Source organism: Variovorax sp. 05T418 (assembly GCF_056396385.1).
In genome coordinates this window covers 1-25,110 of record NZ_JBFTLJ010000008.1, presented here as the reverse complement: position 1 = coordinate 25,110, position 25,110 = coordinate 1, and the positions used below count along the sequence as shown (strand labels likewise).

Here is a 25,110-nt window from a genome sequence, read left to right as displayed (position 1 = left end):
CGGTCTTGTTCATCGCGCCGCCGGCTTTGCGCCTGCCGCTGCGCATCAGGAAAGAAGGAAAGGCTCGCCATGGCCACACCGCTCGATCCCACCGCCCTGCTCGCCGCAGGCGCCGCCCCATCGGCCAGGGCACTGGCCGCCGGCCAGCTGAGCGCCGCGGCGCTGTGCGAAGCCGCCATCGCCCGCATCGAGGCGATCGACGGTGCGCTCAACGCGGTGGTGGTGCGCGACTTCGCCCGCGCGCGCCGCCAGGCCGCCGAAGCCGACGCGGCCCTTGCGCGCGGCGAGCGCCGGCCGCTGCTGGGCGTGCCGATGACGGTGAAGGAGGCTTTCAACGTGGCCGGCCTGCCGACCAGCTGGGGCCTGCCGCAGTTCCGCGATTTCGTGCCGCAGCAGGACGCCGTGGCCGTGGCGCGCCTCAAGGCGGCGGGCGCGGTGATTCTCGGCAAGACCAACGTGCCGCCGGCGCTGGCCGACTGGCAGAGCGCCAATCCGGTGTACGGCCGCACGGTGCACCCGCTCGACCCCGGGCGCACGCCGGGCGGCTCGTCGGGCGGCGGCGCGGTGGGGGTGGCCACCGGCATGGTGGCGCTGGAGCTGGGCTCCGACCTCACGGGCTCGCTGCGTGTTCCCGCGAGCTTTTGCGGCGTGTACGCGCACAAGCCGAGCCACGGCCTGCTGCCGACGCGCGGCTTCGCGTTTCCGGGCACCGAGGAGGCGCTGGCCTCACTGCCCTCGGTGATCGGGCCGATCGGCCATGGCGCCGAGGACCTCTCGCTGGCGCTCGATGTGCTGGCCGGGCCCGATGCGGCCCCTGCGGCGCAAGGCCGCTTCGTGCTGCCGGCGGCGCGCCATGCGGCGGCGAAGGACTGGCGCGTGCTGGTGGTCACCGCGCATCCGCAGGCCGCGGTGGCGGCCGACGTGCGCGCCGCGGTCGAGGGCGCCGGGCAGCGGCTGGCAAAGGCCGGCGCCTCGGTGGCCCGAGCCTCGGACCTGCTGCCTGACCTGGCCGAGATCGGCGACGCCTACGGCCAGATCGTGCAGACCGTGCTCGCGCAAGCCGAGCCCGGCGGCCGCTCGCCGATGCAGCTTCGCACCTGGTTCGACCTGCTGGCCACGCGCACGCGCATCCGGGCGCAGCTGCGCACGCTGTTCACGCAATTCGACGCCGTGCTGTGCCCGGCGGTGGGTTGCGCGGCCTTCGAGCACATGGCCGAGCCCGATTTCGAGAAGCGCACGCTCACTATCGACGGAAAGCCCACGCCCTATGGCACGCTGGCTGCCTGGTCCGGGCTCGCGAGCCTGGGCGGGCTGCCCGCCACGGTCGCGCCCGCGGGCTTCACGGCCGGCGGATTGCCGCTGGGCGTGCAGATCGTCGGCCCGTATTTCGAGGACCGCAGCACCCTCGCGCTGGCCGGGCTGCTGGCCAAAAGTGCCGCTTGAAAAAATAATGTGGACACCGTACATTTTCTTTGGTATCTTTTGTGGACGGTGTACACAACACACCGGCAAAGCTCCGATCCATTCTTCATCGACACAGGAAAGACAACCATGGCCAACAAGCAGATCTTCGTGAACCTCGCCGTCAAGAACCTCGACAAGTCCAAGGCATTCTTTGCCGCGCTGGGCTACACCTTCAACGAGAAGTTCACGGACGCCAACGCCGCCTGCATGGTGATCCAGGAAGGCAGCATCCACGCCATGCTGCTGGTGGAAGACTTCTTCAAGACCTTCACGAGCAAGAGCATTGCCGACACCAGCAAGAGCACCGAGGTGCTGCTGTGCCTGTCGTGCGAAAGCCGCGCCGAGGTCGACGAGATGGTGGCCAAGGCGGTGGCCGCGGGCGGCACGGTGCCGCGCGAGCCGCAGGACTACGGCTTCATGTACGGCCACGGCTTCCAGGACCTCGACGGCCACCTGTGGGAGCTGATGTACATGGACCCGAACGCCGAAGTGACCCACCAGAACGCCTGAGGGCGCGCCGCCAAGCACGCAGAACGATGCCCATCGTTCCATATGCGCTCCTCACTGTTGCGCGGAGGGCCCCTTCCCTGAAGCGCGTGCGCCCCGATATTCCGGACAGCAGCGTTGCCGCGCATCCGGCCGCGGCACGCCCAACCGAAAGGAATACCGAGGTGTCCAGCAACAACGACAGCAGCAGCCCTATCGAGGACGGCCGCAGCCCCGTGCTGCAGGTGAGCCCGCTCGGCTTCCCGTGGCAGACGATCGACCCGTTCCTGTTCTGCGTCTATCACGACGACGCCTATCCGAAGGCCAACGCGCAGATGGGGCCCGAGGCGCCGCTCGCGGGCCGCCAGATCGGCCAAGACTTCAGCCGCAAGGACGGCTGGAGCATGTACCACGGCGACACGGTGCCGGGCTTTCCCTCGCACCCGCACCGCGGCTTCGAGACGGTGACCATCGTGCGCAAGGGGCTGGTCGACCATTCCGATTCGCTGGGCGCCACCGCGCGCTTTGGCGGCGGCGACGTGCAGTGGCTCACGGCCGGCAAGGGCATCGTGCATTCGGAGATGTTTCCGCTGCTCGATGCGAACGCGCCCAATCCGCTCGAACTGTTCCAGATCTGGCTCAACCTGCCGGCCAGAAGCAAGATGGCCGAGCCGCACTTCACGATGTTCTGGTCGGAAGCCATCCCGCGCCTTGCGTCCGACGACGCGGCGGGCGGCCGCACCGAGATCGCCGTGGTCGCGGGCCGGTTCGGCGGCACGGCCGCGGGCAACGGAGAGCCGATCCGCCCGCTGCCGCCGCCGCCCGATTCATGGGCCGCGCAGGCCGATGCCGACGTCGCGATCTGGACGCTCAAGATGACGCCCGGCGCGCAATGGACGCTGCCGCCCGCCGCGGGCGAAGGCACGCGGCGCATGCTGTACTTCTTCAAGGGCGCGGAGGCGACCATCGCCGGCCGGCGCGTGGAAGGCCCGGCCGCCATCGAACTGCGCGCCGACACCGCCGTCGAGCTGTGCAACGGCGATGAAGAGCCGGGCGAATTCCTGCTGCTGCAGGGGCGCCCCATTGCCGAGCCGGTGGCGCAGTACGGTCCGTTCGTGATGAACACGCAGGCCGAGATCAGCCAGACGCTGGCCGACTACCGCCGCACGCAGTTCGGCGGCTGGCCCTGGAGCGATCCGGCGCCGGTGCATGGCCGCGATGCGGCTCGCTTTGCGCGGCACCCCGGCGGGCGCGAGGAAAAGCCGGCGGCCTGAGCCCCGCGGCTGCGCGGCCTCAGAGCGCCTTGAGGATCTCGGTCGCGGGCGCGGTCATGCTCGGCACGAACTCGATCACGTGCGTGCTGGCCACGCCGTTCTGCACGAAGGGGTCGCGTGCGAGCACGGCCTCGAGCTCTGCCCGGTCGCCCGAGCGCGCGAAGATCACGCCGCCCTTGCGCGGCACCTGCCGGCCCGAGGCCAGGAACAGACCACTTTGGTAGTGCTTTCGCAGCCACGCCATGTGTCCATCCATCAACACATCGAGCTCTTCAAGCGGACGGATGTAGGTGAGCGTGACGATGAACATGGCAGGGGCGGCAAGTGGATCGGAAGGCTCCGATCGTATGGCCTGGAACGCGGCCACCGCATGACCAGAAGTAACGGTGTGATCCAGGTTTTACGGCTTTCTGATACCGTCTTTTTTGTTGCCCTCGACTGCAAAGGAGAGTCGCCCATGCCGCTTCGCTCGCCGAGCCTTTTGCCGCCCAGCTTCGTACCGCCGTACCTGCTGGACCGGCTGGCGCAACATGCCGGTGCGCATGCCAGCGCGAAGGCGGCGCAGACGCTGATGATCGACCTGCAGCACCGCGGCCTGCGCGAGGCGGTGGCCGGGCAGGGCGTGTCGTCGGGCCCCGCGCCCAGCTATGTGCGGCGCGGCTCGCCCGCGCGCGCCATCCACGACGCAGAGCACACCATGGTCCTGCCGGGGCGGCTGGTGCGTGCCGAAGGACAGGCCGCCACCGGCGACATCGCCGCCGACGAGGCCTACGACTACCTGGGCGCCACCTACCGCCTGTACCACGACATCTTCGAGCGCGATTCCATCGACGGCGCGGGCATGCCGCTCACGGGCAGCGTGCACTACGGCAACGACTACGACAACGCCTTCTGGAACGGCCAGCAGATGGTGTTCGGCGACGGCGACGGCGAGGTCATGAACCGCTTCACCATCGCGGTGGACATCATCGGCCACGAGCTCACGCACGGCGTGATCGACCACGAGTCGGGCCTGGTCTACCAGGGGCAGCCGGGCGCGCTCAACGAGTCGATCTGCGACGTGTTCGGCGCGCTGGTCAAGCAGCACCTGCTCAAGCAGACGGCGCAGCAGGCCGACTGGCTGGTGGGCGCGGGGCTCTTCACCGGCAAGGTCAAGGCGCGCGCGCTGCGCTCGATGGCCGAGCCCGGCACGGCCTACGACGACCCGGTGCTCGGCAAGGACCCGCAGCCTGCCCACATGAAGGACTTTGTCGACACGCGGCAGGACAATGGCGGCGTGCACATCAATTCCGGCATTCCGAACCGCGCCTTCCATCTCGCTGCCACGGCCATCCAGGGTCCGGCATGGGAGACGGCCGGGCGCGTCTGGTACGACACGGTATGCGACCGGCGGCTGCGCCAGGACGCCGATTTCCTGGCCTTCGCACAGCTCAGCGTGGAAAATGCGGCCAGGCGCTTCGGCGCCGGCAGCGCGGCGCACCAGGCCGTTGGCGCTGCATGGAACACCGTGGGAGTCACACCATCATGATTCAGCTTCCGCCCCTGGACCAGGCCTCCGTCGTGCGGGTGACGCGCGAGGGCGGCGTGGCCTACGTGCCGGGCCTGTCGCGCCCGCGCAGCTACCAGCTGGGCAACTGCAGCGAGGAACTGCGCCAGCAGATCGGCGAGGCGCTGCAAAGCGCGGCGCCGCACGCGGAGCCGCGCGGCGGCCCCGGTTCGCCGGGCGGCGACCAGCGCTTCTACCGCGTGGAAGTGGTGGTGGAAAGCGCCACCTCCCGTTCAGGTTCTTCGGTCAGCTTCGAGGTGCCCGAGAACGAGGCGCCCGCGTCGCTGGTGCACCTGTGGAAAGACGCGGCCGAGCGCTGAGGCTTTTTCTTCTCCGCCGAATCAAGGGCCGCCGAGCACCGCCGACGCCACCAGCCACACGTTGGCCGCGCTGATCACGCCGAACAGTCCCCAGGCCAGCAGCTTGACCAGCGTGCCGTTGGCAAAGCCGCCCATCAGCGCGCGGCTGCTCGTGAAGCGGATCAGCGGCCACATCGCGAAGGGCAGCTGGAAACTCAGCACCACCTGGCTCAGCACCAGCATCTTGCCCACGCCGCCATCGCCGAACCACCAGACCCCCAGGAACGCCGGCCCGAGCGCCAGCCCCCGCGTGATCAGGCGGCGCTGCCAGCACGGGATCTTCAGGTCGAGAAAACCTTCCATGATGATCTGGCCCGCAATGGTGCCGGTGAAGGTCGAGCTCTGGCCCGAGGCCAGCAGCGCAATGCCGAACAGCGTGGCAGCGAACGCGCTGCCCACGATGGGCTCGATGAGCCGGTAGGCGTCGTCGATCTCGGTCACTTCCACATGGCCGGTGCTGTGGAAGGCGCTGGCCGCCAGCACCATGATGGCCGCGTTGACCAGCAGTGCGAGCGAAAGCGAGAACACCGCGTCGAAGGTGCAGAAGCGCACCGCCTCGCGCCGCGCCGCATCGCTGTCGGCCACCAGCCGGGTCTGCACGATGGACGAATGCAGGTACAGGTTGTGCGGCATCACGGTGGCGCCCACCACGCCGATCGCAAGGTACAGCGCGCCCGGCTGCTGCAGCCGCTCGAAGCTGGGCGCGAAGCCCATTGCCACGCCGAACCAGTTGGGCTGCGACATCGCAAGCTCCACCACGAAGCAGCCCGCGATGGTGCCCACCAGCCCGAGCACGATCGCCTCGACGCGCCGGAAGCCCGCACCCTGCAGCCCCAGCACGAGCAGCGTGTCGAACGCCGTGATGCCGATGCCGACCGGGATCGACACGCCGAACAGCAGGTGCAATGCGAGCGCGCTGCCCAGCACCTCGGCCAGGTCGCAGGCCACGATGGCCAGCTCCGCGCCCAGCCACAGGAAGCGGCTCACGCGCGGCGAATAGTGCTCGCGGCAGGCGCGCGCCAGGTCTTTCTGCGCCACCAGGCCAAGCCGCACGCACAGCGTCTGCAGCAGCATGGCCGCGAGGCTCGCGAGCAGCACCACGAAGAGCAGGCCGTAGCCGAAGCGCGAGCCGGCCTCGATGTCGGTCGCCCAGTTGCCCGGGTCCATGTAGCCCACCGAAACCAGCAGGCCCGGGCCCGCGTAGCGCAGCAGCTTCTTGCCGAAGGGCAGGTCCTGCGGGACCGCCACGCTGCCCTTGACTTCGGAGGGGCAGAAGGGCGCGGTGGCCGTGCGGGGCAGGGGAAAGAACATGCGGGCGATGATAGGGTCGCGCGCGGGACCGCTGTCCCAGCGGCCGGTCTTTTAGATTCGGCGGTCCCATTCCACACACATGAAACTACGGAGCTTTTTTCCATGATCCACGTCGTCGCCGTCATCACCGCCAAGCCGGGCCAGCGCGCCAGCCTGCTCGAAGCCTTTGCCGCCAACCGCGCGGCCGTGCTGGCCGAGGAGGGCTGCATCGAATACGGCGCCACGGTCGACGCGGCGGGTGTGCCGGCATCGAAGGCCAGCTTCGGCCCCGACACCTTCGTGGTGATCGAGAAATGGGAAACGCTGGCCCACCTGCAGGCCCATGCGGTGGCACCGCACATGGCGGCCCACGGCGCGAAGACGAAGGAGCTGGTCCAGAGCAAGCTGATCCACGTGCTCGAGCCGGTCTGAAAATCGGCCTTCGCGCGCGGCGCAATGCCTGCTACCCTCGCGCCGGGATCAGGCATCCCGAGGAGGGACACGAGGCATGGCGATCTTCTTCAGACCGCGGGGCATGCGCCTGCGCGCTTTCACCGCAACACTCTTCGCATCGGCCGCGGTGGTGCTGGCGTCCGGCTGCGCGCAGCTCGCCGCGCCACCCTATGCGGCCGACTACGAGGCGCTCGACCGGCTCGAAGCCACGCGCCCCGGCATGGTGGCGGTCGCCAAGGTGCAGCCGGCCGACCCGAACGACAGCGTCAACACCCTGCGCCTGCGCCGCGCGAAACTGCTTTCGCCCAGCGGCAGCTTCGCGCAGTACCTGGAAGACGCGCTGGCGCGCGACCTGGGAGAAATATCGGCCTACGACCCCAAGGCCCCGACCCGCATCGCGGCGCGGATTCTCGTCAACGAACTCGACCTTGGCGTGATCAACGGCAGCGGCCGCATGGAGGTGGAGGTGGTCGTGACGCGCGCGTCCGCGCAGAGGCTGCACAAGACCTACCGCGGCGAGCTCGCCTTCGACTCGAGCTACGCCAACATCGTGGCCGTGCCCGCCGGACAGGCGGCCTATCCGCGGCTGGTGCGCGCGCTGCTGCGGCAGGTGTATGCCGATCCGCAGTTCATCGCGGCGATTGCACCCTAGCCACAGCCATTGCCGGAGAAAGCCGCACCATGCCTTTTCTTTTTTCTTCTTCGGCCGCTCGCCTGTTTGCCGCTGCGGTCCTGGCGGCCTTGCTGGCCGCCTGCGCCCATCCGATCACGATGATCACGGAAACCGCGCCGCCGCGGTCGCAGGCGCGCCTCCTTCCCAAGAAGGTGGCCTACGTGATGACCGACGCCCAGCGCGACCAGCAGGTGACCACCGCCGGCGGCAGCGGCGACCGCGTGAGCTACTACCCGTACCGCGACCTCGAGAAGTCGATCCGCGATGCGCTGCGCGCGGTCTACCGCGACGTGGTCGTGCTGCGCACCGCCGGCGATGCCAAGGCCAACGAGGCGGCGGGCGTGTCGCTGGTGTTCACGCCGCAGATCAGGACCGATTCGAGCTCGTCCTCGTGGATCACCTGGCCGCCCACCTCGTTCACCGCCGAGGTGAGCTGCGTGGTGAGCGATGCCGCCGGCGCCGAGCTCACGCGGGTGCGCGCGGTCGGCAACGGCACGGCGGAGTTCGGCGAGTTCAATGGCGACTACGGGCTCGCCGCCCGCCGCGCCGCCACGCGGCTGACGTCGCAGCTCAGCAGCGAGATCCGCAGGAACGAGAAGCTGCGCTGAAACGCCCGGTGCTCGCCCATGAAAAAACGCGCCCTCGGGCGCGTTCTTGTTGTCGGAGCCGCGAAGCTTTTTACTTCGCCACGACCTTCACCATCTCCAGGCACTTGTTCGAGTAGCCCCATTCGTTGTCGTACCAGCTCACGAGCTTCACGAAGGTGCCGTCCAGCGCAATGCCGGCTTCGGCGTCGAAGATCGAGGTGCGCGGGTCGCCGCGGAAGTCGGTGGCCACCACCTTGTCCTCGGTGTAGCCCAGCACGCCCTTGAGCGCGCCTTCGCTCTGCGACTTCATCTCGGCGCAGATTTCCTTGTAGGTGGCTTCCTTCTCGAGCTCCACCGTGAGGTCGACCACCGACACGTCGGAGGTCGGCACGCGGAAGCTCATGCCCGTGAGCTTCTTGTTGAGCTCGGGAATCACCACGCCCACGGCCTTGGCAGCGCCGGTGCTCGACGGAATGATGTTTTCCAGGATGCCGCGGCCGCCGCGCCAGTCCTTGTTGCTCGGGCCGTCGACGGTCTTCTGCGTGGCGGTGGCGGCGTGCACGGTGGTCATCAGGCCGCGCTTGATGCCCCACTTGTCGTTCAGCACCTTGGCCAGTGGCGCCAGGCAGTTGGTGGTGCAGCTGGCGTTGCTGACGATGGCTTCGCCGGCGTACTTCTTGTCGTTCACGCCGTAGACGAACATGGGAGTGTCGTCCTTCGACGGCGCCGACATGATCACCTTCTTGGCGCCCGCGTCGAGGTGCTTCTGGCAGGTTTCCTTGGTGAGGAAGAGGCCGGTGGATTCGAGCACGATGTCGGCGCCGACTTCGTTCCACTTCAGCTGCGCGGGATCGCGCTCCTGCGTGAGGCGGATCTTCTTGCCGTTGACGATCAGCGTGTTGCCTTCCACCGTGACTTCGCCCTTGAAGCGGCCATGCACCGAGTCGTACTGGAGCATGTAGGCCAGGTAGTCGGGCTCGAGCAGGTCGTTGATGGCGACGATCTCGATGTCGTTCTTGAAGTTCTGCACCGCTGCGCGCAGCACGTTGCGACCGATGCGACCGAAGCCATTGATACCGAGTTTGATAGCCATCTGATTTGCTCCTAAGGTTGAAAAACTTGTGGTCGGACAGAAAGGAAAAACGCCTCGCCGGGCTCAGCCGCGCAGGGCGGCTTCGACCGTGGCGGCAACGTTCTCGGCCGTGAAGCCGAAGTGCTTGAACAGCGCCGGTGCCGGTGCCGACTCGCCGTAGCTGTCGATGCCCACGACGGCCGCGCAGCCGTACTTCCACCAGCCGCCGGTGCAGCCCATTTCCACCGCGATGCGCGGCAGCTTCTTGGGCAGCACGGCCTTCTTGTAGGCCACGTCCTGGCGGTCGAAGGTGGTGGTCGAGGGCATCGACACCACGCGCACGGCAATCTTCTTTTCGGCCAGCAGCTTCTGCGCGGCCAGCGCGAGCTGCACTTCGGAGCCGGTCGCGATGATGACCGCGGCGGTCTTCTTGCTCTTGAGGCCGACGGCTTCGGGCTCCGACAGCACGTAGGCGCCGCGGCTGATGTCGCCGAGGTCGCCCTTGGGCGCATAGGCGATGTTCTGGCGGCTCAAGAGCAGCGCCGTGGGGCGCGACTGGTTCTGCAGCGCCACGGCCCAGGCCACGGCGGTTTCGGCGGTGTCGCCCGGGCGCCAGACGTCGAGGTTGGGAATCAGGCGCAGCGAGGCGGCATGCTCGATCGACTGGTGCGTGGGGCCGTCTTCGCCCAGGCCGATGGAGTCGTGCGTGAACACGTGCACCACGCGGCGCTTCATGAGCGCGGCCATGCGGATGGCGTTGCGGCTGTAGTCGCTGAAGGTCAGGAAGGTGCCGCCGTAGGGAATGAAGCCGCCATGCAGCGCAATGCCGTTCATGATGGCCGCCATGCCGAACTCGCGCACGCCGTAGTTGATGTGGCGGCCGATCTCGCCGTGCGGCGGCTCGACGGCTGCGCCCTGCGAGGCTTCGTCTTCGGCGCCTTGCGGGGACTGCGTCGCGATTGGCGCATTCAGCACCACGGCGCCGGTCTTGGCGTCGAAGCGCAGCGCGGCGGTGCTCTTGGTGTTGGTGAGGTTCGAGCCCGTGAGGTCGGCGCTGCCGCCGAGCATTTCGGGCAGCGCGGCGGTGAAGGCCTCGAGCGCGAGCTGGCTGGCCTTGCGGCTGGCCACGGTTTCGCCCTTGGTGTGGGCGGCGACCACGGTGTCGAACGCCACCTGGTGGAAGTTCTTCGGCAGCTCGCCCTTCATGCGGCGGGTGAACTCGGCGGCCAGGCCGGGGTAGGCCTTGGCGTAGGCGTCGAAGCGGTCGTTCCAGGCGGCTTCGGCCTTGGCGCCTTCTTCCTTGTGGTTCCAGTCGGCATACGCCTCCTGCGGCACTTCGAAGGCCGCGTACGGCCAGTTCAGCGCGGCGCGGGTGAGCGCGATTTCGTCGGCGCCCAGCGGCTCGCCATGGGCCTTGGCGGTGTTGGCGCGGTTCGGGCTGCCCTTGCCGATCTGCGTCTTGCAGATGATGAGGGTGGGCTTCGAATCTTCCTTCCTGGCCTTGGCGATGGCCTTGGACACGTCCTTGGCGTCGTTGCCGTCGATCGGGCCGATCACGTTCCAGCCGTAGGCCTTGAAGCGCTCTTCGGTGTTGTCGATGAACCAGGGCTTCACCTGGCCGTCGATGCTGATGCCGTTGTCGTCATACAGCGCGATCAGCTTGTTCAGGTGCCAGGCGCCGGCCAGCGCGCAGGCTTCATGGCTGATGCCTTCCATCATGCAGCCGTCGCCCAGGAAGGCGTAGGTGTGGTGGTCGACGATCGCGTGGTCCTTGCGGTTGAACTCGGCCGCGAGCAGCTTCTCGGCCAGCGCAAAGCCCACGGCATTGGTGATGCCCTGGCCCAGCGGGCCGGTGGTGGTTTCCACGCCGGGGGTCACGTCGACCTCGGGGTGGCCCGCGGTCTTGCTGTGCAGCTGGCGGAAGTTCTTGAGCTCGCCGATGGGCAGGTCGTAGCCCGTGAGGTGCAGCACCGAATACAGCAGCATCGAGGCGTGGCCGTTCGACAGCACGAAGCGGTCGCGGTCGAACCAGTGCGGGTTCGCGGGGTTGTAGCGCAGGTGTTCGCCCCAGAGTGCGACGGCCATGTCGGCCATGCCCATCGGTGCGCCCGGATGGCCGGAGTTTGCTTGTTGGACGGCATCCATGGCCAGCGCGCGAATCGCGTTGGCCATCAGGGCTTGGTTTGCCATGGGCGGTGGGCTTTCGGGGAATGTGGATTAGGGGGAACCCGCGATTTTACCGGCCTCGCTCCAACCCCCTCCCGCAGCGGCCAGAACACCCCACTGATGCTCTTTGGCGACACCCGGGCTGCTAGAGTTGCCACCCATGCACGGGCTGCACCTCACCGCCGATCTCCACGACTGCCAATGCGCCATGCAATGGCTCACCGACAAGGAGGCGCTCGGCGCCGTCTGCCTCAAGGCGGCAACGGCCGCCGGGCTGCAGCCGGTGGGCAAGCTGGTCCACGGCTTTCCGGCCACGCCGCAAGGGCCGGGCGGCGTCACGGCCACCGTGCTGCTGGCCGAATCGCACCTGTGCATCCACACCTGGCCCGAACAGCGCGGCGCCACGCTCGACGTCTACGTGTGCAACTTCGGCGGCGACCATTCGGCCAAGGCGCATGCGCTGATGGAATGCCTGGTCTCTCTGTTCAAGCCCGGCCACAGCGAACGCAACGAGCTGTTGCGCGGCAAGGTGGCGGCTTGAAGCCTTCTTCTTCTGCGGTGCGGGCGATGATCCTGGCCGCCGGCCGCGGCGAGCGCATGCGGCCGCTGACCGACAGCCTGCCCAAGCCGCTGCTCGAAGTGCGCGGCAAGCCGCTGATGCAGTGGCCGATGGAGGCACTGGCCGCCGGCGGCTTCACCGAGCTGGTGGTCAACACCGCCTGGCTCGGCGAGAAGATCTCCAGTCGCTTCGGCCTCAATGCCTTGCTGGATGGGCACCCTGCGCTATCGATTTCATACTCCGACGAAGGCCATGACTTCGGCGAAGCGCTCGAGACGGCCGGCGGCATCGTGCGCGCCCTGCCGCAACTGGGCGAGATTTTCTGGGTGGCGGCCGGCGACGTGTTCGCGCCGGATTTCGCCTTCACGCAGGCCTCGGTGGACCGCTTCGCGGCCAGCGGCAAGCTGGCGCACCTGTGGCTGGTGCCGAACCCGGCGCACAACCTCAAGGGCGACTTCGGTCTTTCGGCCGACGGGCTCGCACTGAACCAGGCAGCCGAGAAATACACCTTCTCGACCATCGGCCTGTACCGGGCCGCACTCTTCGCGCCGCCTTACTGCGGCATTCCGGCCGGCAACCCGGCGGGCGCCAAAGCCCCGCTGGCCCCGATCCTGCGCGCCGCGATGGACAATGAACGCGTGAGCGCCGAGCTCTATGCCGGTCCCTGGACCGATGTGGGAACGCCCGAACGGCTTCTTCAACTGAACACGCCAAGATGACCTCAGAAGACAACCGGATCTACGCCGAGCGCCGCGCGCGCCTCGCCTCGCAACTGGGCAAGGACGGCATCGCCATCGTCCCGACCGCGCCCGAGCGCCAGCGCAACCGCGACAGCGACTTCCTGTTCCGGCACGACAGCTACTTCTACTACCTGAGCGGCTTCACCGAACCCAACGCCTGGCTGGTGCTCGCGGGCGACGGCCGCAGCATGCTGTTCTGCGCGCCCAAGGACCTGGAGCGCGAGATCTGGGACGGCTATCGCCTGGGCCCCGACGCGGCCCCCGCGGCGCTTGGCGTGGACGAGGCCTTCTCGGTCGGCGAGCTCGACGCCCGGCTGCCGAAGCTGCTCGAGAACAAGTCGACCGTGTGGTTTCCGTTCGCGATCCACAAGGGCCTGGAAACCCGCGTCGACGGCTGGCTGCAATCGGTGCGCGCGCGCGTGCGCTACGGCGCGCTGTGCCCCGAGGAACTGCACGACCTGTGCGGCCCGCTCGACGAAATGCGCCTGGTGAAGGACGCCCACGAGCAGGACACCATGCGGCGCGCCGCGCAGATCAGCGCCCGGGCGCACATCCGCGCGATGCAGCTGTCGGCGCGCATGCTGCGTGAAGGCAAGGACGTGCGCGAGTACCACCTCGACGCCGAGCTGCTGCACGAGTTCCGCCTGGGCGGCTCGCAGTACCCGGCCTACGGCTCCATCGTGGCGGCGGGCGCCAATGCCTGCGTGCTGCACTACCGCGCCGACGCAGCGCCGGTGCGCAGCGGCGAGCTGGTGCTGATCGACGCGGGCTGCGAGCTCGACGGCTACGCCAGCGACATCACCCGCACCTTCCCCGCCAACGGCAAGTTCAGCGGCCCGCAGCGCGCGCTGTACGACCTGGTGCTGGCCAGCCAGGACGCCTCGGCCGCGGCCACCAGGGCCGGCAACCGCTTCAACGATCCGCACGATGCGGCCGTCAAGGTGCTGGCGCAGGGCATGCTCGACCTGGGTCTGCTCGATGCCAACAAGGTGGGCAGCGTCGACGACGTGATCGACTCGCGCGCCTACTTCCAGTTCTACATGCACCGCACCGGCCACTGGCTCGGCATGGACGTGCACGACTGCGGCAGCTACGTGGAGCCCACGCAGGTGGGCGAGGTCAGCGAGCGCAAGGACCCGCTGTCCAACGAAGTCATCAAGAACCGGCCGAGCCGCATCCTGCATCCCGGCATGGTGCTGACGCTGGAGCCCGGCATCTATGTGCGCCCCGCCGAGGGCGTGCCCGAGCAGTTCCACAACATCGGCATCCGCATCGAGGACGACGCGATCGTCACGGCCACCGGCTGCGAGCTCATTTCGCGCGGCGTGCCGGTGAAGGCGGACGAGATCGAGGCACTGATGCGAGCTTGACGGCGCGCTGCGACACCGGCGGCGGCGCATGCCGCGCCTGCAGGAAGTCGATGAACACCCTGAGCTTGCGCGGCATCTGCGCGCGGCTCGGGTGGTACAGGTAGAAGCCCGGAAAGGTGGGCCACCAGGGCTCGAGCAGCGGCACCAGGCGTCCGCTTTCCAGGTCGCCGCGCACCATGCCTTCGAAGGCCACCATGATGCCCGCGCCGTCGCGCGCGGCGGCCAGCAGCACATCGCCGTCGTTGCTGATCAGCGGCCCGGCCACTTCGACATCGAGCACGCGGCCGTCCTGCGCGTATTCCCAGCGATAGAGGCTGCCCGTGGTCAGGCGGTAGTTCAGGCACTGGTGCTCGCGCAGGTCCTCGGGCGTCTTCGGCGGCTTGCGCCCCGCCAGGTAGCGCGGCGACGCCAGGGTCACCATGCGCTGCGGCCCACCCACCGGCAGGGCCACCACGTCCTGCGCCAGGCTTTCGCCGAGCCGGATGCCGGCATCGAAGCCGCCTTCGACCAGTTCGATCATGCGGTTGTCGCAGACCAGCTCCAGCGTGATGTCGGGATAGGCCTCGGCAAAGTCCGCGAAGTGTGGGTTCAGCAGCAATTCGGCCGACACGCGCGCGACGTTCAGGCGCAGCAGCCCGGCCGGCTTGTCGCGCGCCTCGTCGAGGCCTTCGACCGCCTGCGCGAGCGCGGCCAGCGCCGGCTGCGCGCCCTTGAGCAATTGCTGGCCCAGCTCGGTCACGCCGACGCGCCGCGTGGTGCGGTCGAGCAGGCGCACGCCCAGCCGGGCCTCGAGCGTGCGCACGGTCTGCGACAGGGCCGAGGGCGATACGCCCAGCTCTTGCGCAGCCCGCGTGAAGCTGGCGTGGTGCGCAATGCGTGCGAAGGCGGCGATCGCGGGGAGCAGTTCGGGGGACATGCGCGGATTATGAGGACGCGCTTCCGCCGGCGGCTCGCGCCGGCGCCGCCTACCTGGCCTGCAGCAGCGCGCCGGCTTCGAGCAGCACCAGCTCGTTGTCGTCCGCCTTGTTGGGCTCGCGGCTGCTGGAGAACGGCAGGTTGTTGTCGTTGCCCACCACGATGTGCGTGGCATCGACCACGTCGACGTTCTCGATCGTGAAGAACGGGAACTTGAGCACGCCGTCATTCAGCGGCTTGCGCGCGAGCCTGGCCGGGTCGGCGATGTTCAGCAGGTCGATGTAGCCGATCTTGCGCACCGCGCCGCCCACGTTGGCGTCGCTCAGCTCGATCTTGTAGACGCGCTTGAACCTGGCGATGTCGTGGAAGCAGTCGCTGCGCTTCTGGCCCTCGGGGCAGGCCTTGTCGCTGGTGCCTTCGCCGTTGTCGCGCTCGATGACCAGCGCCGTGGTCGCGTCGATCATGTTGAAGTCGCCGATGGCGTGGCCGTTGGCTTCGAGCGGGTACTTCCAGTGGCGGCCGGTCCATTTTTCAGACGCCACATCGAACTCCAGCACGCGCAGCGCTTCCTTGCCGTCGACACGTTCGTAGTCCTTGGCCTCGGCGTTCCACACCGGGCCTTCGAGCAGCGCGTAGAGCCTGCTGCCGTCCTTCGAAGCCGCCATGCCTTCGAAGCCCTTGGAGCGCTTGATCTGGAAATCGACCGTACCGCCCGGGGCGCCCGGCGTGGTGAGCGCCGGATGGTCGGGCGAGCGCACGGCCTTGCCGTCGACCTCGGTGTCGAACACCGCGAGCACCTTGCCCTTCAAGTCGGCCTTGATCAGGAAGGGGCCGAACTCCTCGCCGATCCACAGTGCGCCGCCGGCAAACTGGAAGCTCTCGGGATCGAAGTCGGAGCCGGTCAGGTAGCGCTGCTTCGTGCCTTCATGGACGATGCGGAACGGCACCTTCTTGTCCGGGTCGTGAAGGAAGATGGTGTTCAGGCGGTTGAACCTGCCGCTCTTGAAGTCCACCTTGTAGTGGTTCAGGTAGAGCATGAAGTCGGGCGAGTTGGCCTTGGCGCCGGCGCCGTTGTCAGTGAGGATCCAGAACGTGCCGTCGTCCATCTTCTTGATGCCCGAGTGGCCCTGCAGCGGCTGGCCCTTGAAGGGCAGCGAGACGCCGGTGCCGCGCCCGCCGGAGAGGCCTTCGATGGTGCCCACCGCCTCCACGCGCTTGCCCGAGGTGAACTTGCCGCTCACCTGCAGGTCGGCGGGCGCATCCTTGGGCGCAGCGACGAAGCTTTGCGCGGGCAGCACGGCGTGGCCCGCGAGCGTGGCGGGGAAGGCGGTCTGTGCAGCGGCATGGCCGCAGGCGAGCGCGGCGGCCAGCGCGATGAAAGAAGAAATGAAAGAGGCAGGACGCGTCATTGGGAAAGAGAGGTTCCGTGTCGAAACGCGAGACCATGCCGGCCACGCGTGACGCGGCCATGACATGGCCGGCAGGCCCCTGCGGCTTCAGCCCAGCGCCGCGCCCGCGACGTGCCCGCGCGTGAACGCCTCCTCGAAGATCGAGTAGCCCGACCAGTCGGCATGCGCGAACGAAAGCCGCCCCGCGAGGACGCGGCCACGGTGCGCCGCGTCCGGCGGCATGCGCTGCCCGCCGATCTGCGCGAGCAGCCCCGGCCGCGGGATCGACATGGCGTGGCCGTAGCGCGTGATCTCGATGCGCGTCGCGAGCGCAGGCAGGTCGGGATGCGGCACCGAGAGTTCGGCGAGCAGGTCGTCGCGCCAGCCGGTCCAGGGCCGCTCGAGCAGCAGGCGGCGGCCGTCGGCGCCGTCATGGCGGCTCGGGCCGAGCGGGCGGTACCAGCTCAGCACGGTGCCGCGCGGCGTGGGGTCGAGCGTCTGATGGCGCGCATCGACATAGCCGAGGCCGCGCGTGCCGTGGATCACGTTGTCCCAGCTCGGCGCGGCGCCGGGGCGGTCGGCGAGCGGCCCGCGCAGGTGCACGTTGGCCACGAGCCAGGGGGCATAGCGCAGCTGCGCGGCGGCGTTCTTCAACACCTGCGGCGCGTTCTCGACCACGCGCGCCGCGATGAACACCGGCAGCGCGACGATGCAGCGCTCGGCCTGCCAGCGCACCAATGATTTCGACGCGGCGTCCCATGCGTCGACCTCGACGCCGCCGCGCAGCTCGGCAATGCGCGTGACGGCCTGGCCGGTGTGCAGGCGATCGCCGAGCGGCCCGGCCAGCCGCTTCGTGAGCCAGCCGTTGCCCTCCGGCCAGGTCAGCACGCCGTCGCGCTCGGCGTTCGAATCGGCGCTGCTGCCCGACGAGCCCGGCGCGTGAAAGCCGTGCCGGCTCGCGAAGTAGTGGATGCCGGCCCAGGCCGAGACTTCTTCGATGCCCGCGCCGTAGTCGTCGCGGCAGCAGTAGTCGAGGTACCAGCGCAGCTGCGCATCGCCGAAGCCCTCGCTGTCGAGCCAGTGCGCGAAGCTCACGGCATCGAGCGCCAGCAGCTCGGGCGTGACGTCGGCCTTGAGCGTGGGAATGACGAAGTGCGCCGCGTGCTGCAGCGTGTCGATGCGCTGCGCGAACTTGCGGTACTGCGCATGCGTTTCGTTGCCCACGCCGTGCACGGGCAGCAGGCCTTCCTGCCATTCGCCGCGGAAGAACAGCCGCTCCTGCGGGCTGTGGCAGAGGTGGCGCTCGTCGTATTCCCAGCGGCCCGCCACGCGCCGGCGCAGGCCGAGTTCCTCGAGCAGGTCCTGCACTTCGCGCGCATCGTCGCCGGGCGTCGGCAGGTAGTGCGCGCCGAGCGGACAGGCAATGCCGCTCACCATGCCGCCGCGCGCATTGCCGCCTGCCGCATCCTCGAGCTCGAGCAGCACGAAGTCCTCGACGCCCGCGAGCCGCAGTGCGCGCGCGGCGGCGAGGCCTGCGACACCGCCACCGGCGATCACCACGCGCGTGCGCTTGACGGTTGCCGGAGACGGGCCCTTGAGCGCGCCATCGCGCAGCGCATGGCCGCGCGCCACGTCGATGCCGGTGAAGCCGCCTTCGATGGGCGGCGGCGGGGCCTCGCAGCCGGAGAGCGCAAGGGCACCCGCCGCACCGGCCACACTGAGGAAATCGCGCCGCTGCATGTCCGGACCTAGGGCCTGTTGACGCTATGGAAGGGGATCGCGTTGCTTCGCCAAGGGGCTGGCTGCAAGGCGCCCGGGCGCAGCAAGGCTTTGGCCTTGCAAGCGCGGGCAACGCCGCAGACGGCCCCTTGGCGAAGCAACCCGCAGGGAAGCTCGCCACAGCCCGCCCCTCGGCGTTGCGCTCCTTGTGCGTGCGCACGCACGCACGGCGTCACGCGCCTTGATGGGCGGGCTGTGGCGAGCTTCGCGACCCCTTGCATAGCGTTAACAGGCCCTAGTGCGTCGTGATCACCTTGCCCCACTCCTGCTCGTAGGTGGTGACAAGGGTCTGGTTCGACAGCCGGTTCACTTCGGCCGGCACGCGCGCCATGTCGAGCGGAAAGTCGAACATCAGCGGCAAGGTGGAAGGCGAGAGAAAACGCAGGCCCGAAGGCAGCGCATCGGGCACGCGGTACGGCCGCCGGCTCGCGATGATGTAGCCCCATTCGCCGAAGCTCGGCACATGCGCGTGGTAGGGCGTCGCCTGCAGGCCGACCGATTCGATGGTTGCCGCCACGGTCCAGTAGCTCTTGCGCGCGACCAGCGGCGAAGTGGTCTGGATCACCGCGTAGCCGCTCGCCGAGAGGCGCTTCTCGAGCAGCGCATAGAAGCTGTTGGTGTAGAGCTTGCCGATCGCGAAGTTGGTGGGGTCGGGAAAGTCCACCACGATCACATCAAAAATATCCCCAGGCTGCTGCAGCCACTGGAACGCATCGGTATTGACGATCTTCACCTTCGGCGAAGACAGCGAATGGCCGTTGAGCGCCGCCAGCGTTTCATGCGCGGTGAAGAGCTGGGTCATGTTCGGATCGAGCTCCACCAGCGTGACCGATTCGACCGAGGGATATTTCAGGATCTCGCGCACCGCCATGCCGTCGCCGCCGCCGAGCACCGCGACCTTCTTCGGCGCGCCCTGCGCAGCCATCACCGGATGGACGAGCGCCTCGTGGTAGCGGTACTCGTCGCGCTCGGCGAACTGCAGGTTGCCGTTCAGGAACAGCCGGTGCCCGAGCTGCCCGCGCGTGACCACGATGCGCTGGTAGGGCGAGGTGGCGCTGAACACGATGCGGTCCTGGTAGAACTTGTCCTCGGCCAGCGTGGTGATGTGGCCGGCCCCGGCAAAGGCGCCGACCAGCGCGGCCAGCGCCAGCAGGCAGGCCAGCGCATGCGCGCCGATGCGGCGCAGCTCATGGCGGAACAGCCACAGTGCCCACACGGCCACGGCGGCATTCATGATGCCGAACAGCAGGCCGGTGCGGATCATGCCCAGCTGCGGCACCAGGATGAGCGGAAAGGCCACCGACACCGCCAGCGCGCCGAGGTAGTCGAAGGTGAGCACCTGCGACACCAGGTTCTTGAGCTGGATGTTGCGCTTGAGGATGCGCATCACCAGCGGGATCTCGAGCCCCACGAGCGTGCCGACCACCACCACGAGCCCGTAGAGCAGCAGGCGGAACGCGCCCGGCACGTAGGCGTTCGCAAGGAAGAGAACGGCCGGCAGGGCGCCGCCGACCAGCGCCACGAGCAGTTCGATGCGCAGGAAGTGCGCCGGCAGCTGGCGCTCGAAGAAGCGCGAGAGCCATGAGCCCACGCCCATCGCGAACAGGTAGGTGCCGATGATGGTGCTGAACTGCAGCACCGAGTCGCCGAGCAGGTAGGAGCTCAGCGCGGCCGCGGTCAGCTCGTAGACCAGCCCGCAGGCCGCGACCACGAACACGCTGGCCAGCAGCGCGATCTCGACCGGCTGCGGCCCGCGCGCATCGGCGGAATGCGCGGACACGGCCGCCTCCCCGCTCAATGGATTGCTGCGGCGACGATGACGCAGATGCCCAGGCTCATGGCGGCCACCACCAGGCCCAGCGCCACGTTCTGCTTCTCGACGATCTCGCCCCACAGGTCGTAGGGCGTGAGCTTGTCGATGATGAGGAAGCAGAGCCAGAAGATCAGCACGCCAAGCAGCGCATACACGAGCGATCCGAGGACCACGCCCGGTTTCAGCCATTCAAATCCCATGGGGACCTCCAGTCGTAGTTGCAGTAGTGGGTGACATCAGCGCGAAGCCATGTTGCGCTTGTTCATTTGTGGCCGCCGCCGCTCGAGTAGCCGCCGTAGGAGCCGCCGTAGCTGCGCGACCCGCCGGACGAGCCACCGCTGCAGGTGCTCAGGATGACCAGCAGCACGACGATCACGATCACGATGAGGATGATGGTGCCGCAGCCCAGGCCCGATGCGGCGCTGACCGGCAGCGCATCGCCGCGCGCGAACATGTCCTTCTTGTCGTCGAGCTTGAATGCGGCGGACACCAGGCCGCTGTCGAGCTTGCTGCCCGAGGACCAGGTCAGCTCGTTGGCCGAGCGCTCCATCGACAGCAGCGCGTTGCCACTCGCGAAATCGCGGTTGAAGGTTTTCTGCCCACGCTCGACCTGCCAGTAGAACTCGCCCGCCACGTAGGTGGTCTCGGCGTTGTAGGCGTATTGCTGCGTGTAGCGCTTGCCCAGGTAGCTGGCGCTGCTGCCGTTCTCGGCCATCACCGGCGCGCCGGTGGTCGGCTTGACCATGCTCCAGCCGTCCTCGGCATCGACCAGGAAGCTGAAGCCGCGCTTCTTGTTGTAGAGCAGGTATTCGTTCCAGCCAAAGTGCTCGTCGTCGCCGGGCTCCACGCCCATGCGGTGCTGGAAGCCCACCACCTGCCATTGCGCGCCCTGCAGCTGGCCGGTGCTGCCGATGGGAATGAGCGGGCGCACGGGCTCGTCCTGCGCCGCGTGCTTCAGCTCGCCGCCGATACCCTGCGACAGGTCGATGATGCTGTTGCACGAGCCGCAGGTGATGCTCTTGCTGTCGGCCAGGTTGACGGTGACGGGCGCGCCGCAATTCGGGCAATTGAAGGCGCGGCCTTTTTCGTCCTTGGCGGATTCGTCGCGCAGGCCGGTGAGCTGCAGGTCCTCCAGCTGCACCGAGCGGCCCAGGTAGGCGCCCGGCGGCTCGGTGCCGTAGTCGATGCTGAGCACCAGCCCCTTGTCGCTGCGCAGCTCGACCATCGGGAAGGGGCGGCCCAGCTCGGGCAGATGCGGCAGTTCGCCCTGGGCGGACAGCAGCGCCACCTGCTCGTTGGACGAGACGGTGTAGCTCTGGCCGTTGAATGCGCTGGTGGCGCCCACGCGCAGGTCCGTGGGCGGCGGCGCGGCGCGCTGCAGCTCGAAGGGCAGCGCGAACACGTAGGCGCCGTTGTCCTCGCTCAGGATGCCGGTGCGGTCGCCGTCCAGCGCGGCGATCCACTCGGTCCAGCGCCCGCCGGGGTTGCTGTATTGCAGCCGGCCGACGATGGTGAACGGCTGGTTCTGGATGCGGCCCGCGGCAAACAGCTGCAGCGGGCTGAAGTCGTCGAACAGCTCCGCCATCTTGCCGACGCGCGCGAGCGTCTCGCCCTGGCGCACGACGGTGCTCTGGCAGTAGGGGCAAACGGCGAAGGCCGATTGCGCGGACCTGAATTCGACCGGTGCGCCGCAGCCAGGGCAGGGCGCACGGTAGGCGCGCTGGGCGCCTGCTTGCTCAGCCATTGCCGGTGCTTAGACCAGCTTCTTGAGCAGTTCCGCCTTCTTGGCGTCGAACTCTTCCTGCGTGAGGATGCCCTTGGTCTTGAGCTCGCCGAGCTTCTCGAGCGTGGTCATCACGTCGGCCGGGCTCACCACGGCCACGGCCGGCTGCTGCTGGGTTGCGGCCGCCTGTGCCGCCGCGCCCGGGCTCAGCCCCTGCGCGAGGTTCTGCGCCAGCACCTGGCCGAGCGCCACGCCGGCGCCCAGGCCCATGGCATCGCCCGCGATGCCGCTGCCGCCGCCCGCGCCTTCGGCGAACTTGGGAATGGCCTGCGCGGTCTGGTACTGCATGAACTTGCCCATGTCGTTGCCGACCATGCCCATGCCGATCTTCTGGTCGAGGATCTTCTGCAGTTCTTCGGGCAGCGAGACGTTCTGGACCGTGATGTTCTCGAGCTTGATGCCGATCTTCTCGAACTCGGGCACCAGCTGGGCCGCCAGCGCCTGGGCGAACTGGATCTGGTTGGCGGCAAGGTCGAGGAACGGCACGCCGCTGGACGCGATGGCGTTGCTGATGTTCTGCAGCACCAGCCCGCGCAGCTGGCCGTCGAGGTCGGCCACGCCGTAGATGTCGCGCGTGCCCGAGATCTCGGTGTGGAACAGCTTGGCATCGCCGATGCGGAAGCTGTAGTTGCCGAAGGCGCGCAGGCGCACGGCGCCGAAGTCCTTGTCGCGGATGGTGATGGGCTGCGGCGTGCCCCACTTCTGGTCGACCTGCTGGCGCGTGCTGAAGAAGTAGACGTCGCTCTTGAACGGGGACTCGAACAGCTTGTCCCAGTTCTTCAGGTACGTGAGCACGGGCAGCGTCTGCGTCGTGAGCTTGTACATGCCCGGGCCGAACACGTCGGCCACCTGGCCTTCGTTGACGAACACCGCCACCTGCGACTCGCGCACGGTGAGCGAGGCGCCGTTCTGGATTTCCATCTCCGCCATCGGGAAGCGCCAGGCCAGCGTGCCGTCGCCGGTCTCGGTCCACTGGATGATGTCGATGAACTGTTTCTTGATGAAATCCATCAGGGCCATGGCTGCTCCTCGTCGGTTTTTTTCCGGATTGCGCATATTGCCACATCGTCTTGACGGGTCTGCGCGCTTTCGGCAGGGCCGATCTCCGCCATGCGGCCTATGGCGCCGCGGGCCGAGGTCTACAATCGGCGCCCCCAGAAGAAGCGCCACCAGGAGCAACGGCCCATGTCCGATTCGACGATCTCATCGACCCCCACGCCCGAAGACAAGCGCGCCGAACTGCGGCGCGCCGCCCTCGAGTACCACGAGCTTCCGGTGCCGGGCAAGATTGCCATTGCCGCCACCAAGCAGATGATCAACCAGCGCGACCTGTCGCTGGCCTATTCGCCCGGCGTGGCCGCGCCTTGCGAAGAGATCGTCAAGGACCCGGCCAACGCCTTCAAGTACACGGCGCGCGGCAACCTGGTGGCGGTGATCACCAACGGCACCGCCGTGCTGGGCCTGGGCGACATCGGCCCGCTGGCTTCCAAGCCGGTGATGGAAGGCAAGGGCGTGCTGTTCAAGAAGTTCGCCGGCGTCGACGTGTTCGACATCGAGATCGACGAGAAGGACCCGGCCAGGCTGGTCGAGGTGATCGCCGCGCTGGAGCCCACCTTCGGCGCCATCAACCTGGAGGACATCAAGGCCCCCGACTGCTTCTACGTCGAGCGCGAGTTGCGCAAGCGCATGAAGATCCCCGTCTTCCACGACGACCAGCACGGCACGGCCATCACCGTGGCGGCGGCCATGCTCAACGGCCTCAAGGTGGCGGGCAAGGACATCAGCGAGGTCAAGCTGGTCACCTCGGGCGCGGGCGCCGCGGCGCTGGCCTGCCTGAACCTGCTGCTCAAGGTGGGCCTCCGGCGCGAGAACGTGTTCGTGACCGACCTGGCCGGCGTGGTCTACGAAGGCCGCGAAGAGCTCATGGACGACGACAAGCGCCAGTACATGCAGAAAACCACGGCGCGCACGCTGGCCGAGGTGATCGAGGGCGCCGACGTGTTCCTGGGCCTGTCGGCCGGCGGCGTGCTCAAGCCCGCCATGGTGGCCAAGATGGCGCCCAAGCCCGTGATATTCGCGCTGGCCAACCCGAACCCGGAAATCGCTCCCGAGGACGCCCATGCGGTGCGCCCCGACGTGATCATGGCCACCGGCCGCACCGACTACCCGAACCAGGTCAACAACGTCCTGTGCTTCCCATACATCTTCCGCGGCGCGCTCGATTCGGGCGCCACCACGATCACCGACGAGATGGAAATTGCCGCGGTGCGTGCCATTGCCGATCTCGCCCAGGCCGAGCAGAGCGAGCGCGTCGCGGCCGCCTACGTCGGCGAAAAGCTGACTTTCGGGCCTGAATACCTGATTCCGAAGCCCTTCGATCCGCGCCTCATGATGAAGATCGCGCCCGCGGTGGCCAAGGCCGCCGAGGAAAGCGGCGTGGCTTCGCGCCCGATCAAGGACATGGACGCGTACCGCGACCGCCTGCAGAGCTTCGTCTACGCCTCGGGCACCACGATGAAGCCGATCTTCGACGCCGCCAAGCGGGCGCAGAAGAAGCGCGTGGCCTACTGCGAAGGCGAGGAAGAGCGCGTGCTGCGCGCCGCCCAGATCGTGGTCGATGAGGGCATTGCGCGCCCCACGCTGATCGGCCGCCCGGCCATCATCGCGCAGCGCATCGAGAAGTTCGGCCTGCGGCTGAAGGAAGAGCTGGACTACGACGTGGTCAACGTCGAGCAGGACCACCGCTACCGCGACTTCTGGCAGACCTACCACCGCATGACCGAGCGCAAGGGCCAGACGGTGCAGACCGCCAAGATCGAGATGCGCCGCCGCCTGACGTTGATCGGCGCCATGCTGCTGCACAAGGACGAGGTCGACGGCATGATCTGCGGCACCTGGGGCACCACGCTGATCCACCTGCACTACATCGACCAGGTGATCGGCAAGCGCCCCGGCGGCTGCGAAAGCACGCCGCAGGACGTGCCGGTGTACGCCTGCATGAACGGCCTGCTCTTGCCTGACCGCCAGGTGTTCCTGGTCGACACCCACGTCAACTACGACCCCTCGCCCGAGGAACTGGCCGAGATCACGACCATGGCGGCCGAGGAAATGATGCGCTTCGGCCTCAAGCCCAAGGCCGCGCTGCTGTCGCATTCGAACTTCGGCACCAGCAACGAGCCCAGCGCGGTCAAGATGCGCAAGACGCTCGACCTCTTGCGCGTGCAGGCGCCCTGGCTCGAGGTGGACGGCGAAATGCACGGCGACGTGGCGCTCGACAGCAAGCAGCGCGCGATCGTCATGCCGCACAGCGCGCTGGCGGGCGACGCCAACCTGCTGGTTTTCCCGAACATCGACGCGGCCAATATTTCCTACAACCTGCTCAAGACCGCGGCC

At 68.2% G+C, this 25,110-nt stretch carries 23 protein-coding genes; 12 read left to right on the top strand and 11 right to left on the bottom strand.

The window, feature by feature from the left end:
• Window positions 1-69 precede the first annotated feature (69 nt).
• The 3 genes from AC1DMS_RS17225 (at window position 70) to AC1DMS_RS17215 (ending at window position 3,224) form a co-directional block, all read left to right on the top strand.
• On the top strand, window positions 70-1,443 hold the full coding sequence (locus tag AC1DMS_RS17225) for an amidase family protein (RefSeq protein WP_478181490.1): 1,374 nt from the start codon (window positions 70-72) through the stop codon (window positions 1,441-1,443).
• Between the two features lie 108 nt (window positions 1,444-1,551).
• Window positions 1,552-1,974 (top strand): VOC family protein, encoded by a 423-nt coding sequence (locus tag AC1DMS_RS17220; protein ID WP_478181489.1) that lies wholly within the window; start codon window positions 1,552-1,554, stop codon window positions 1,972-1,974.
• 77 nt (window positions 1,975-2,051) lie between these two features.
• Complete coding sequence (locus AC1DMS_RS17215) at window positions 2,052-3,224, top strand: pirin family protein (RefSeq protein WP_478181595.1); 1,173 nt, start codon at window positions 2,052-2,054, stop codon at window positions 3,222-3,224.
• A gap of 19 nt (window positions 3,225-3,243) precedes the next feature.
• Here the strand turns inward: AC1DMS_RS17215 and AC1DMS_RS17210 are convergent, their stop codons facing one another.
• Window positions 3,244-3,534, bottom strand: a complete 291-nt coding sequence (locus AC1DMS_RS17210) for a YciI family protein (protein ID WP_015867990.1) — start codon at window positions 3,532-3,534, stop codon at window positions 3,244-3,246.
• Window positions 3,535-3,681: 147 nt separating this feature from the next.
• Between AC1DMS_RS17210 and AC1DMS_RS17205 the strand changes: the two genes are divergently transcribed.
• Window positions 3,682-4,752 carry a M4 family metallopeptidase gene (locus AC1DMS_RS17205; protein WP_278878296.1) on the top strand — a complete coding sequence of 357 codons (1,071 nt, stop codon included), beginning with the start codon at window positions 3,682-3,684 and terminating at the stop codon, window positions 4,750-4,752.
• Entirely contained in the window at window positions 4,749-5,090 is a 342-nt protein-coding gene (locus AC1DMS_RS17200; RefSeq protein WP_062363891.1) for a protealysin inhibitor emfourin, read from the top strand. The genes AC1DMS_RS17205 and AC1DMS_RS17200 overlap by 4 nt, the downstream gene beginning before the upstream one ends.
• Window positions 5,091-5,111: 21 nt before the next feature.
• On the opposite strand, the gene AC1DMS_RS17195 is transcribed toward AC1DMS_RS17200, so the two are convergent.
• Window positions 5,112-6,440 (bottom strand): Nramp family divalent metal transporter, encoded by a 1,329-nt coding sequence (locus tag AC1DMS_RS17195; protein WP_027729481.1) that lies wholly within the window; start codon window positions 6,438-6,440, stop codon window positions 5,112-5,114.
• A 102-nt stretch (window positions 6,441-6,542) separates the two neighbouring features.
• On the opposite strand from AC1DMS_RS17195, the gene AC1DMS_RS17190 reads away from it, so the two are divergent.
• The 3 genes from AC1DMS_RS17190 to AC1DMS_RS17180 all read left to right on the top strand — a co-directional run bounded on the left by AC1DMS_RS17190 (window position 6,543) and on the right by AC1DMS_RS17180 (window position 8,153).
• The gene (locus AC1DMS_RS17190; RefSeq protein WP_015867994.1) at window positions 6,543-6,851 is read left to right on the top strand and encodes a putative quinol monooxygenase; all 309 of its coding nucleotides are present in this window, start codon (window positions 6,543-6,545) and stop codon (window positions 6,849-6,851) included.
• Window positions 6,852-6,927: 76 nt separating this feature from the next.
• Window positions 6,928-7,524 carry a hypothetical protein gene (locus AC1DMS_RS17185; protein ID WP_478181488.1) on the top strand — a complete coding sequence of 199 codons (597 nt, stop codon included), beginning with the start codon at window positions 6,928-6,930 and terminating at the stop codon, window positions 7,522-7,524.
• A 29-nt stretch (window positions 7,525-7,553) separates the two neighbouring features.
• Window positions 7,554-8,153: a hypothetical protein gene (locus AC1DMS_RS17180; RefSeq protein WP_015867996.1), complete on the top strand. Its 600-nt coding sequence runs from the start codon at window positions 7,554-7,556 to the stop codon at window positions 8,151-8,153.
• A 70-nt stretch (window positions 8,154-8,223) separates the two neighbouring features.
• Here AC1DMS_RS17180 and gap read toward each other — a convergent pair whose 3' ends face one another.
• Complete coding sequence (gene gap, locus AC1DMS_RS17175; RefSeq protein WP_015867997.1) at window positions 8,224-9,225, bottom strand: type I glyceraldehyde-3-phosphate dehydrogenase; 1,002 nt, start codon at window positions 9,223-9,225, stop codon at window positions 8,224-8,226.
• 63 nt (window positions 9,226-9,288) lie between these two features.
• Entirely contained in the window at window positions 9,289-11,394 is a 2,106-nt protein-coding gene (locus AC1DMS_RS17170; protein WP_478181487.1) for a transketolase family protein, read from the bottom strand.
• Between the two features lie 136 nt (window positions 11,395-11,530).
• Between AC1DMS_RS17170 and speD the strand changes: the two genes are divergently transcribed.
• The 3 genes from speD to AC1DMS_RS17155 are packed head-to-tail and all read left to right on the top strand — an operon-like array spanning window position 11,531 to window position 14,039.
• Window positions 11,531-11,911: an adenosylmethionine decarboxylase gene (gene speD, locus AC1DMS_RS17165; protein WP_015867999.1), complete on the top strand. Its 381-nt coding sequence runs from the start codon at window positions 11,531-11,533 to the stop codon at window positions 11,909-11,911.
• Window positions 11,912-11,937: 26 nt separating this feature from the next.
• Window positions 11,938-12,648 carry a nucleotidyltransferase family protein gene (locus AC1DMS_RS17160; protein WP_478181594.1) on the top strand — a complete coding sequence of 237 codons (711 nt, stop codon included), beginning with the start codon at window positions 11,938-11,940 and terminating at the stop codon, window positions 12,646-12,648.
• A complete protein-coding gene (locus AC1DMS_RS17155; protein ID WP_478181486.1) occupies window positions 12,645-14,039 on the top strand; it encodes an aminopeptidase P N-terminal domain-containing protein in 1,395 nt (464 codons plus the stop codon). Before AC1DMS_RS17160 ends, AC1DMS_RS17155 begins: the two co-directional genes overlap by 4 nt.
• Here the strand turns inward: AC1DMS_RS17155 and AC1DMS_RS17150 are convergent.
• The 7 genes from AC1DMS_RS17150 to AC1DMS_RS17120 form a co-directional block, all read right to left on the bottom strand.
• The gene (locus tag AC1DMS_RS17150; protein ID WP_478181485.1) at window positions 13,981-14,955 is read right to left on the bottom strand and encodes a LysR family transcriptional regulator; all 975 of its coding nucleotides are present in this window, start codon (window positions 14,953-14,955) and stop codon (window positions 13,981-13,983) included. The genes AC1DMS_RS17155 and AC1DMS_RS17150 overlap by 59 nt on opposite strands.
• A gap of 49 nt (window positions 14,956-15,004) precedes the next feature.
• On the bottom strand, window positions 15,005-16,363 hold the full coding sequence (locus AC1DMS_RS17145; protein ID WP_478181484.1) for an esterase-like activity of phytase family protein: 1,359 nt from the start codon (window positions 16,361-16,363) through the stop codon (window positions 15,005-15,007).
• Window positions 16,364-16,450: 87 nt separating this feature from the next.
• Window positions 16,451-18,082, bottom strand: a complete 1,632-nt coding sequence (locus tag AC1DMS_RS17140; protein WP_478181483.1) for an FAD-dependent oxidoreductase — start codon at window positions 18,080-18,082, stop codon at window positions 16,451-16,453.
• 274 nt (window positions 18,083-18,356) lie between these two features.
• Window positions 18,357-19,901 carry a polyamine aminopropyltransferase gene (locus AC1DMS_RS17135; protein ID WP_478181482.1) on the bottom strand — a complete coding sequence of 515 codons (1,545 nt, stop codon included), beginning with the start codon at window positions 19,899-19,901 and terminating at the stop codon, window positions 18,357-18,359.
• A gap of 14 nt (window positions 19,902-19,915) precedes the next feature.
• Window positions 19,916-20,134, bottom strand: coding sequence for a DUF350 domain-containing protein (locus tag AC1DMS_RS17130; RefSeq protein WP_015868006.1), 219 nt, complete (start codon window positions 20,132-20,134; stop codon window positions 19,916-19,918).
• Between the two features lie 62 nt (window positions 20,135-20,196).
• The gene (locus AC1DMS_RS17125) at window positions 20,197-21,678 is read right to left on the bottom strand and encodes a DUF4178 domain-containing protein (protein WP_478181481.1); all 1,482 of its coding nucleotides are present in this window, start codon (window positions 21,676-21,678) and stop codon (window positions 20,197-20,199) included.
• 9 nt (window positions 21,679-21,687) lie between these two features.
• Window positions 21,688-22,737 carry an SPFH domain-containing protein gene (locus AC1DMS_RS17120; RefSeq protein ID WP_015868008.1) on the bottom strand — a complete coding sequence of 350 codons (1,050 nt, stop codon included), beginning with the start codon at window positions 22,735-22,737 and terminating at the stop codon, window positions 21,688-21,690.
• Between the two features lie 165 nt (window positions 22,738-22,902).
• Here AC1DMS_RS17120 and AC1DMS_RS17115 point away from each other — a divergent pair.
• The coding region (locus tag AC1DMS_RS17115) for an NADP-dependent malic enzyme (RefSeq protein ID WP_478181480.1) at window positions 22,903-25,110 on the top strand (2,208 nt) is incomplete at its 3' end.

Bases quoted from the DNA above. Each gene is read 5' to 3' on its own strand.
- AC1DMS_RS17180 (WP_015867996.1), top strand. From the start codon at position 7,554: ATGCCTTTTCTTTTTTCTTCTTCGGCCGCTCGCCTGTTTGCCGCTGCG.
- speD (WP_015867999.1), top strand. From the start codon at position 11,531: ATGCACGGGCTGCACCTCACCGCCGATCTCCACGACTGCCAATGCGCC.
- AC1DMS_RS17155 (WP_478181486.1), top strand. From the start codon at position 12,645: ATGACCTCAGAAGACAACCGGATCTACGCCGAGCGCCGCGCGCGCCTC.
- AC1DMS_RS17210 (WP_015867990.1), bottom strand. From the start codon at position 3,534: ATGTTCATCGTCACGCTCACCTACATCCGTCCGCTTGAAGAGCTCGAT.
- AC1DMS_RS17205 (WP_278878296.1), top strand. From the start codon at position 3,682: ATGCCGCTTCGCTCGCCGAGCCTTTTGCCGCCCAGCTTCGTACCGCCG.
- AC1DMS_RS17140 (WP_478181483.1), bottom strand. From the start codon at position 18,082: ATGCAGCGGCGCGATTTCCTCAGTGTGGCCGGTGCGGCGGGTGCCCTT.
- AC1DMS_RS17120 (WP_015868008.1), bottom strand. From the start codon at position 22,737: ATGGCCCTGATGGATTTCATCAAGAAACAGTTCATCGACATCATCCAG.
- AC1DMS_RS17220 (WP_478181489.1), top strand. From the start codon at position 1,552: ATGGCCAACAAGCAGATCTTCGTGAACCTCGCCGTCAAGAACCTCGAC.
- AC1DMS_RS17145 (WP_478181484.1), bottom strand. From the start codon at position 16,363: ATGACGCGTCCTGCCTCTTTCATTTCTTCTTTCATCGCGCTGGCCGCC.
- AC1DMS_RS17195 (WP_027729481.1), bottom strand. From the start codon at position 6,440: ATGTTCTTTCCCCTGCCCCGCACGGCCACCGCGCCCTTCTGCCCCTCC.
- AC1DMS_RS17200 (WP_062363891.1), top strand. From the start codon at position 4,749: ATGATTCAGCTTCCGCCCCTGGACCAGGCCTCCGTCGTGCGGGTGACG.
- AC1DMS_RS17160 (WP_478181594.1), top strand. From the start codon at position 11,938: ATGATCCTGGCCGCCGGCCGCGGCGAGCGCATGCGGCCGCTGACCGAC.
- AC1DMS_RS17185 (WP_478181488.1), top strand. From the start codon at position 6,928: ATGGCGATCTTCTTCAGACCGCGGGGCATGCGCCTGCGCGCTTTCACC.
- AC1DMS_RS17130 (WP_015868006.1), bottom strand. From the start codon at position 20,134: ATGGGATTTGAATGGCTGAAACCGGGCGTGGTCCTCGGATCGCTCGTG.
- AC1DMS_RS17190 (WP_015867994.1), top strand. From the start codon at position 6,543: ATGATCCACGTCGTCGCCGTCATCACCGCCAAGCCGGGCCAGCGCGCC.
- AC1DMS_RS17125 (WP_478181481.1), bottom strand. From the start codon at position 21,678: ATGGCTGAGCAAGCAGGCGCCCAGCGCGCCTACCGTGCGCCCTGCCCT.
- AC1DMS_RS17170 (WP_478181487.1), bottom strand. From the start codon at position 11,394: ATGGCAAACCAAGCCCTGATGGCCAACGCGATTCGCGCGCTGGCCATG.
- gap (WP_015867997.1), bottom strand. From the start codon at position 9,225: ATGGCTATCAAACTCGGTATCAATGGCTTCGGTCGCATCGGTCGCAAC.
- AC1DMS_RS17225 (WP_478181490.1), top strand. From the start codon at position 70: ATGGCCACACCGCTCGATCCCACCGCCCTGCTCGCCGCAGGCGCCGCC.
- AC1DMS_RS17150 (WP_478181485.1), bottom strand. From the start codon at position 14,955: ATGTCCCCCGAACTGCTCCCCGCGATCGCCGCCTTCGCACGCATTGCG.